Origin of the sequence: Planktotalea sp., assembly GCF_039984035.1 — a bacterium.
Classification (GTDB): Bacteria; Pseudomonadota; Alphaproteobacteria; order Rhodobacterales; family Rhodobacteraceae; genus Planktotalea.
On sequence record NZ_JBDWVM010000434.1, the window covers coordinates 1 to 6,694 of the forward strand.

The window sequence follows — 6,694 nt, forward strand, 5'->3', positions numbered from 1 at the left end:
GTTGTATTCATCAGACGCGCGGCTGTCGGTGTGACCCGCGATGATGTAGGCAGATGCGGTTGCAGAGTTGAAGAAGTTCTGCAGATGCTGAATGCCTGAACGGCTGATGTGGTGGCTATCAGTTGCGAAGAACTGATCAGAGTTCATTACGCCGCAAACATTGCCGCGACGACAGACAGGGATACCTTGGCGGTTGGTATGGGGCGTCATGTAACCTTCGACACCATCATCCATCACCCAGTGTTCACATCCATCGGGATCAACCCAGATGTTGGGAATGAAGCGTTCGCCGAGAACGGTCCGCGTTGGACCTTGCGCTACGCCTTGGATCGCTGTTGCAGCGCCTTGAACAGTGCCTTGTTGTTGGGCACTAGCAGCAGTGCCGAACGCGACTGCACTTACGCTTACAATTGCAAGTCCGCTTGCAACTGAGCGAAGAGCTTTGGAAAGTATGTTTACCACAGCAGAATTCCTCGTCCTAATCCCTAAGAGCGACACCATATACTCGGTGCTCTAGCTCCATGCCCCACTAGATTTGGTCTACCTTACCAAATCAGCGGGCTGTGTGAAGCGATATATCGCGGTATTGTCGCATGCTCGTGCTTGAAACGCCAAATTTGTTGCCTCTAAGGCAACCAATGCGATAAATCCGGCCAGGTTTTAAACCAACGAGCATCATTCGGGTTTTGTGATTCGATGCCAGATAGCTGGGCGGACGACAATAACTGCCTTAAATATGTGCACCTGCGAGAGAATTTCGCACGGCTTCGGTAATACGCACCTTAACCAAATCACCGATTTGGGCGGAACTGTCGTTGATATGGACCGCGTGCAGGTACTCGGATTTCCCGACCATTTGCCCCGCATCACGACCGGCTTTTTCAACGAGGACGGTGACATCTTTGCCAACCATGCTTTGTTGAATTTCCATCTGCTGTTTGAAGATCAGCGATTGCAGGCGTTGTAGCCTCTCAGAGGCTTCAGCGTCATCTACCTGCGCGCGCTCTGCGGCGGGTGTGCCGGGGCGGGTCGAATATTTAAAGGAATAGGCATAGCCGTAGCGCACCTCTTCGATCAGATCGAGCGTGGCTTGAAAATCTTCTTCGGTTTCTTCGGGGAAGCCCACGATGAAATCGCCAGACATCAAAATGTCGGGGCGTGCTTCGCGAATGCGTTCGATCAAGCGCAAATAGCTTTCGGCGGTGTGGCTACGGTTCATGCGTTTCAAAATACGATCAGAGCCGGACTGCACAGGTAGGTGCAAATAGGGCATCAGCTTTTTGCAATGCGCATGGGCGTCGATCAGATCGTCCTGCATGTCGTTCGGGTGGGATGTGGTAAAGCGAATGCGCTCCAAACCGTCCACCTTGTCCAGCTCCCAAATCAGTTGCGCCAGACCCCATTCATTTCCGTCCGTGCCAACACCGTGATAGGCATTTACGTTCTGCCCAAGCAACGTCAACTCGCGCACACCGCGTTCCACCAGTTCCTTGGCCTCATCCACAATACGCTGCACAGGGCGGGAAACCTCGGCGCCGCGGGTATATGGCACGACACAAAATGCACAGAACTTGTCGCAGCCTTCTTGCACCGTCAGAAACGCCGCTGGCGCGCGCCGCGCTTTGGGACGGCCTTTGAGCGTTTCGAATTTATCCTCAAGCGGGAAATCCGTATCCAGCGCCTTTTCACCGCGCCGCGTCTTTGCTTCCATTTCAGCAAGGCGGTGATAGCTCTGCGGGCCGACTACCAAATCGACAGCAGGTTGCCGGCGCATAATCTCTTTACCCTCGGCCTGCGCAACGCAGCCCGCGACGCCGATCTTAAGATCAGGCTTTTCCGCCTTGAAGGCCTTCATGCGGCCAAGCTCTGAATAGATCTTTTCCGCCGCTTTTTCGCGAATGTGACAGGTGTTCAGCAGGATCATGTCCGCGTCGTCAGGCGTCTCGGTGGTTTCATAGCCAGAGGCTCCCAGCGCTTCGCCCATGCGCTCGCTGTCGTAAACGTTCATTTGGCACCCATAGGTCTTGATGTAGAGTTTTTTCGTCTCGGCCATGATAGGTGCCTCCAAAAGGTGCTTGTGCGCTACAAACGGATGCGCGCCTATTACATCATAACTGTGTCCGCTTGCAATGCGCGCTCAAATGGCCGAATCTAGGGACAACGTCGCGTTTTGAGGACCGTTTTGTGCCGCACCATTTGTCCCTTAAGAATTTCCTGAAAGACGCAGGTTCAGCCTTGGCCAAAGGCCCCGTTGCGCTGATCTTTGTGGAAGATGATGTGGAGGTGGGCACAACACTGCGACACCACATCAACTGCGGCTTCGTTTCTGTGGTCGCCTTTATGCCAGATGCCTTTGAGCTACCCGAAGACATCGCTGAAAAAGTGCATCGCGTCACTTATAGTATGATGCAGGACCAAGCCCTCGAAACCGCGGTAAATGCTGTGATCGCCGCCGCGCCCGACATTTGGCTCTATTACTGCTACAACGCCGAATACCTGTTCTACCCGTTCTGCGAGACTCGCAGCGTGGGCGAGATGATCGCCTTCAACACAGAAGAGCGGCGCGATACAATATTGACCTATGTGGTCGATCTATACGCGGACAATCTGGAAAAATTCCCGAACGCAGTATCGCTCGATCACGCGCATCTGGATCGCTCGGGCTATTACGCCTTGGCCCGCAACAAACCAGGGACAAGCTGGCCAGAAGAGCGGCAGCTCGATTTCTATGGGGGATTGCGCTGGCGCTATGAAGAACATGTGCCGGAAGCGAGCCGCAAGATTGACCGCGTTTCCTTGTTCAAGTCTGCAAAAGGTTTGGCGCTACAGGGCAATCACACCTTCAACGAACCTGAATACAACACCTATGCCTGCGAATGGCATCACAACATTTCTGCGGCGGTCATGTCGTTCCGCACCGCAAAGGCGCTCAAACGCAATCCGGGATCGTCCTTCGATATCGAAACCTTCCAATGGCACAACTCTGCGCCCTTTGATTGGCATTCGCGCCAATTGCTGGATTTGGGTCTGATGGAACCGGGGCAGTGGTTCTAAAAATCGCGGCAACGCTCTTTTGATAGGATCGTGATTTGCGGCATAAGCAGCGCGCGCCTACAAAAACCTATGTCCGTTGTTAGAACCACATTCGCAAATCTCTGCCGCGTCTTTGCTTTCGTCTTTGCGTTGATATGCGGGGCCACCTTTGCGCAGGCGCAAGATGCTGGCGAGCTTTCCGATTACGTGCTCGACACCTTCGGTCCAGCCCCGTTGGCCCCATCTGGCCCATTGACCGATGAAACGCGCGGCGCGCTCGAAACCATCATCTCTTACAATATCGATCAATCGGGATGGGACCCCGCGCAGACCGCAGCGTTCGAGACCATCGCCGAAGGCCGCGATCCCCGCGTGGCTTGGCTTCTGGCCGATATGCTGCGCTTTACGTGGCGACCGGAATTCAACGGTGCCATTGTTCAGCTCGCAGCGCAGCTCTTGGAAATTGACTTCAAAACCATCCGCCAACGCGATGAAATGCTCAATCACCTCATCGCGTGGGATATCCCCGCCTATCCAAACTACCTGAGCCACAAACGCAGGGTTCTCACCAACTATGTTCCGGGGTGGGAGCGTATTTTGGTCCAAGGCGACATTGATTGGCGCATGGTGTCATGGGGCGGCGTGAATATCGATACCCGCCCGCATGATGCCACCGATGAGATCTGCGATTGCATCCCCGCGGCCGACAACCCCAAAGTCAGCAGCGCCAATGACGCGGATTGGCTGCAAGATGACGACATTGTCTTTGGTATCACCGTGAACGGTGAATCCCGTGCCTATCCTTTGCGGATCATGGAAGTGCGCGAAATGGTGAACGATACATTGGGTGGCCGTGAACTGGGCATTCCCTATTGCTCGCTGTGCGGCGCTGCGCAGGCGTATTTTACCGACGGTTTACCGCTCGGTGTGAAACGCCCCATTCTGCGCACGTCGGGCCTGCTCATTCGCTCGAACAAAGTCATGTTCGATCTGGAAACCTATTCGGTCTTCGACACCTTTCTCGGTAAGGCGCTCACTGGTCCTTTGGCCGACATCGGTCTTGAGCTGGAACAAGCTTCAGTCATCACAACAGATTGGGGCGCGTGGAAAGCGCAATACCCCGAAACAACCGTTCTGGTCGAAGCGCTCGCCCTTGGTCGCGATTTCGACCTGCGCAATTCCAGAGATGCCAAAGGCCCGATCTTTCCCATCGGCGATGTCGACCCGCGCCTTGACGTGCATGAGGACGTCATTGGCGTCGTGACGGGCTCCGGCACCCCAGTCGCCTTTGAAAGAAGCGCCGCAGTTCTGGCATTGCAGCACGGCGCACAGGTTGGGTTTGAAGACGTGCAGCTCATCCTTGATGCTGGCGGCCTCCGTGCCCTAGACACCGAGGGCAGGGACCTCGGAAGCCATCAAGCCTATTGGTTCGCATGGTCGCAATTCCATCCGCAAACCGTACTTTGGTCTGGCCCTTGAGCTATTACAAAAAGTAACTGCACAAGCCAAAGAAGGCGATGCAGGTAAACAAGGGCATCGGCGGAAACTTCAGCGGGTTTAGCCCAGATTGAATTGCGACGAAACTCGCCGCGATCGCCAAGCCACCCGCCAGCAGCGCATTATAAAGTACAAGTGGCCCGATCTCTTGCACGAACCCCATGCCAAAACCAATGCTCATAAATAACATCAGAATGCTGTTAGCCTTCCACGAAAAGGTCAACGTATGACGCGGGGCTTCTGGCAGGCTTTTGTCATCCAAAATGGGCGCAGCATTTTGCGCGGTGCCGATGGTGACGTGTGTGATAAGCGCGAGACATGTAATGGCGGTCGCAAGGCCAAGAGAGATGAGTTGCATGATCTGTCCTTTTCAAAAGTTGCACGCGACAGGTAACAACAGCGCTTCATCACGCATAGTTGCGCAGGCGAAAGCAAAGCTGCTAACAACGCAACTATGATTGAGTGGAATGATTTTCCGGTGATCCTCGCGATTGCCCGTGGCAAAAGCCTCTATCGTGCGGCCCAGTCTCTGGACGTTGCGGTCTCTACCGTAATGCGGCGGGTTGAACAGATTGAAAGCCGCGCAGGCCTGCCGCTGTTTCGCAAAACCGACGCTGGCTATGTGCCACCGCCCGCTGGACAGGCCTTGATCCTCAGGGCCGTGGACATGGAAAAGATGGCTGCGCGCGCTGAAAACGCGTTGAAATCTGAACGCAGCAAAGCCCAAGGTAAGATCCGGATCAGCGCAAGTGAGATCATCGCGCCGTTCTTTGTCGCTAGGCACCTTCCGGCTTTGCAAGATGCCTGTCCCGATCACGAGATCATACTGACAGTCACAAACCAAAGCCCAAGCCAAACATCCGAAGTGTTCGACATCTCTCTCTGGCCCTCAACCCCATCGAATGAAGACTTGTTCGGGCGCAAATTGACCGATCTGAAATGGGCGCAGTTCGGCGCCTTTGCGACCAGCGGCCAACACACGACAAGCATGGTGCAATTGTTCGGACGGGACGGGGCTGAGAAGGTGAATGCATCGCACAGAAAACCGCCGTCAGCCGCGAAACCGTCTGTGTCTGCGAATTCTTTGATCACCGCTGCCGCGCTGGCAGCATCAGGGCGCGCAATTGCGCATCTCCCCTTTATCTTGGGGGCGAGTTGGCAAGGGTTAAAGCCACTGACGCCCGCCGAAAATCATCAAATCGGTGAACTCTGGGCGATCTATCGTAAGGCAGACACGCAAACTCCGCATATACGCGCGCTTGTGGATGCGCTTGCGGCAGCCGCGCGGGCGGACGCCCAATTGTTTCTGGGTGAGCCGCGCAGCTGAGATGCGTTTGCCGTTTATAGGTTGTCTTGCTGTGGCATGCCAAGCACGTGGAAACCACCATCGACGCGCAGGATTTCACCTGTCGTGCAGGCGCCCACATCAGAGGCAAGGAACACCGCCGCACCGCCAACCGCTTCGAGCGTCGCATTCGAGCGCATCGGTGCGTTTTGATCCGTGTGTTTATAAGTCTTGCGCGCACCGCCGATGGCCGCACCAGCGAGGGTTTTCATTGGACCCGGTGAAATCGCGTTCACGCGAATGCCTTCGGGACCAAGATCGTTCGCAAGATAGCGAACCGTGGATTCCAGCGCCGCTTTGGCCACGCCCATTACATTATAATTCGGCGTTACACGGGTCGAACCCATGTAGGTCAGCGTCAGTATCGTGCCGCCATTTTCCACCATCAACGGATGCGCACGGCGCGCGACTTCGATCAGGCTGTAGGCTGAAATATCCATCGAGTTCTTAAAGTTCTCGCGGGATGTATCCAGAATGCGACCTGTCAATTCGCTCTTGTCGGAATAGGCAATCGCATGCACGACAAAATCAATGCTGTCCCAACGCGCGCCGAGCTGTTCAAACGCTGTGTCGAGCGAGGCATCATCCGTCACATCCACATCGACCATAAAGTCAGAACCAACAGAGGCGGCGAGCGGTTCCAGACGTTTACCAAAGGCTTCACCCTGATAGGTGAATGCCAGCTCTGCGCCTGCCTCTGCCATTGCTTTTGCGATGCCCCAAGCGATGGAACGCTCATTCGCAACGCCCATAATCAGGCCGCGTTTGCCTTGCATTGAACCAGTCATATCAATCACCCGTGAAATTTCGAAAGCAGCA

Annotated in this window: 7 protein-coding genes; 3 read left to right on the top strand and 4 right to left on the bottom strand. The window is 55.0% G+C overall.

The features are described 5' to 3' along the window. Window positions 1–453, bottom strand: a 453-nt coding sequence (locus ABJQ89_RS19325; RefSeq protein WP_348497793.1) for an OmpA family protein, incomplete at its 3' end; no start/stop codon positions are given. 277 nt (window positions 454–730) lie between these two features. After that, complete coding sequence (miaB, locus tag ABJQ89_RS19330; RefSeq protein WP_348497788.1) at window positions 731–2,053, bottom strand: tRNA (N6-isopentenyl adenosine(37)-C2)-methylthiotransferase MiaB; 1,323 nt, start codon at window positions 2,051–2,053, stop codon at window positions 731–733. A gap of 131 nt (window positions 2,054–2,184) precedes the next feature. Between miaB and ABJQ89_RS19335 the strand changes: the two genes are divergently transcribed. Continuing rightward, the gene (locus ABJQ89_RS19335; RefSeq protein ID WP_348497789.1) at window positions 2,185–3,054 is read left to right on the top strand and encodes a hypothetical protein; all 870 of its coding nucleotides are present in this window, start codon (window positions 2,185–2,187) and stop codon (window positions 3,052–3,054) included. A 69-nt stretch (window positions 3,055–3,123) separates the two neighbouring features. Beyond that, complete coding sequence (locus tag ABJQ89_RS19340; RefSeq protein WP_348497790.1) at window positions 3,124–4,512, top strand: DUF3179 domain-containing (seleno)protein; 1,389 nt, start codon at window positions 3,124–3,126, stop codon at window positions 4,510–4,512. 4 nt (window positions 4,513–4,516) lie between these two features. On the opposite strand, the gene ABJQ89_RS19345 is transcribed toward ABJQ89_RS19340, so the two are convergent. After that, window positions 4,517–4,888: a hypothetical protein gene (locus ABJQ89_RS19345; RefSeq protein WP_348497791.1), complete on the bottom strand. Its 372-nt coding sequence runs from the start codon at window positions 4,886–4,888 to the stop codon at window positions 4,517–4,519. A gap of 96 nt (window positions 4,889–4,984) precedes the next feature. On the opposite strand from ABJQ89_RS19345, the gene ABJQ89_RS19350 reads away from it, so the two are divergent. After that, a complete protein-coding gene (locus ABJQ89_RS19350; protein ID WP_348497792.1) occupies window positions 4,985–5,857 on the top strand; it encodes a LysR family transcriptional regulator in 873 nt (290 codons plus the stop codon). A gap of 14 nt (window positions 5,858–5,871) precedes the next feature. Here the strand turns inward: ABJQ89_RS19350 and ABJQ89_RS19355 are convergent, their stop codons facing one another. Next, window positions 5,872–6,663 carry an enoyl-ACP reductase gene (locus tag ABJQ89_RS19355; protein ID WP_348497794.1) on the bottom strand — a complete coding sequence of 264 codons (792 nt, stop codon included), beginning with the start codon at window positions 6,661–6,663 and terminating at the stop codon, window positions 5,872–5,874. Window positions 6,664–6,694: the final 31 nt, after the last annotated feature.